Source organism: Haloferax sp. s1 (genome assembly GCF_058382125.1).
On sequence record NZ_JBZRPK010000210.1, the window covers coordinates 1 to 1,974 of the forward strand.

At 64.4% G+C, this 1,974-nt stretch carries 2 protein-coding genes and 1 pseudogene; all 3 read right to left on the reverse strand.

Going from position 1 to position 1,974, the window contains the following annotated elements:
* A pseudogene (locus tag QT222_RS01760) lies at positions 1–115 on the reverse strand (class II fructose-bisphosphate aldolase); the annotation flags it as partial.
* 169 nt (positions 116–284) lie between these two features.
* The gene (gene ptfB, locus QT222_RS01765; protein WP_491476110.1) at positions 285–770 is read right to left on the reverse strand and encodes a fructose PTS transporter subunit IIB; all 486 of its coding nucleotides are present in this window, start codon (positions 768–770) and stop codon (positions 285–287) included.
* Positions 767–1,974, reverse strand: a 1,208-nt coding sequence (gene ptsP, locus QT222_RS01770) for a phosphoenolpyruvate--protein phosphotransferase (RefSeq protein ID WP_491476111.1), incomplete at its 5' end; no start/stop codon positions are given. The genes ptsP and ptfB, both read right to left, overlap by 4 nt.

A 1,974-nucleotide genomic window follows, 5' to 3' on the forward strand; every position in this document is an offset into this window, starting at 1 on the left:
CCATGAGTCCCATCATGATGCTCGGCTCCGCGATGTTGCTCGCGATGAGACCGAATCCTTCGTCGAGCGCCTCGTCGTACACTGTGGCGCGTTCCTCCCCGCCGTAGAACGGCATTATGCGTTCACCTCGAATTCGTCAACGATTGCGAGGATAATAATCTATGGGAAGCGAGTTTCGAATCTGCACGTTATTGTTTGTTCGTGTCCGAGTTAATTTTCGTGAAGCGTCGAAGTCGCGCCGCTCGAAGCGTGAGAAAACAGCGAACTCGCCGCCGCCAGTGAGCTTAGGAGAACAGCTTCTTCAGCCGGGCGAAAAGGCCCTTCTCCGGGTCGCCGCCGCGACGGACAGGTTCGTCAGGTTGCGCACGTTCAGCACCCGATTCTGCTTCCGACGAGGCGGCAGCCTCGGCATCCGCGTCGGCAGCGCCCTCGCCGCTCCCGAAAGTGACCGACCCGGTCTTGCCCGCGTCGGCGAGTTCGGCCGCCTTCTCGATGACGGCTTCGGCGTTGTTGACGCCGTCTTTGACGGTCCCTTTGAGGACGAGTTTTCCCTCGAATCGGTCGCGGCTGACCGACGTGTCCGAGGTGATGATGACCGCATCGGCCTCGGCGATGGCGTCCGCATCGAGTTCGTCTTGTGTCCCCATCGCGCCCTGGACTTCGACGTCGATGTCGTGTCCGAGGCGTTCTGCGGTCTGCAGGAGGTTCTCAGCCGCCATCTGGCTGTGTGCGATACCGGTTGGACAGGATGTGACTGCGACGAATTTCATTGGTTCTCTGTAAGGGTCTCTATGACTTCAGCCTTGGTCTCAGCCCGAAGTACGCGCGCCGCGAGGGCTTCTGCGTCTTCGGTATCTGTCTCCGTCACGGCTGCTTTCACCTGCGGAACCGTGACGGCGCTCATGCTCAACTCGTCGAGTCCGAGACCGACGAGCAGTTCGGTAAGGTCGGGGTCGCCAGCCATCTCGCCGCACATGCCGACCCAGCAGTCGGTGCCGTCGGCGGCGGAGACGGTCGCGTCGATGGCGCGGAGCACCGCGGGTTGCCGGTAGTCGCCGAGGTCGGAGACGCGCTCGTTCCCACGTTCTGCGGCCATCACGTACTGTGCGAGGTCGTTCGTCCCGATACTGAAGAAGTCGACGTGCGGGGCGAACTGGTCGGCCATGAAGGCCGTTGCGGGCGTTTCGACCATGATGCCGAACTCGGGCATCTCGTGGACGATACCCTCCTCTGTGAGGTCGTCCGCGACCGACTCGAATTGCTCACGTGCACGCCGAAGTTCCTCGACCGTCGAGACGAGCGGGAGCATCACAGAGAGGCGTGCTCCGTCGGCGCTTCCCGCAGCACGCAGAAGGGCGCGAATCTGCGTTTCGAAGAGGTCGGCGTCGGGGCCGAGCGACCGGCGGATACCGCGCTCACCGAGGAACGGGGTTTCCTCGTCCGGTAAGTCGAGATAGGGAACCGGCTTGTCGCCGCCGATATCGAGCGTCCTGACGACGACGCGCCCGGCGTCGAACGACTCGGCCGCCTCGACGTACGCCTCGAACTGCTCGTCCTCGTCCGGCGGCGACTCGCGGTCGAGAAAGAGGAATTCGGTCCGGAACAGCCCGACGCCGTCGGCCCCACGGTCGACTGCCGGCCCGAGGTCGGCACGCGTGCCGATGTTCGCCGCGACTTCGATGTCGACGCCGTCTGCCGTCTCGACCGGGTCGTGGCGGATTTCCACGTCGGTATCGGCCGCGGCGGCCTCCTTCTGCTCGTCGTCCGGTTGGACCACGAGGTCGCCGGTCTCACCGTCGACGACGACTTCCGTGTCGTCTTCGACTGCGTTCAACTCCTCGCCGACGCCGACGATGGCGGGCAGGGCGAGCGACCGGGCGAAGATAGCCGCGTGCGAGGTTCGGCCGCCAGTGACCGTGACGAATCCGGCGACGCGCTCGGGGTCGAGTTGCGCCGTGTCACTCGGTGTGAGGC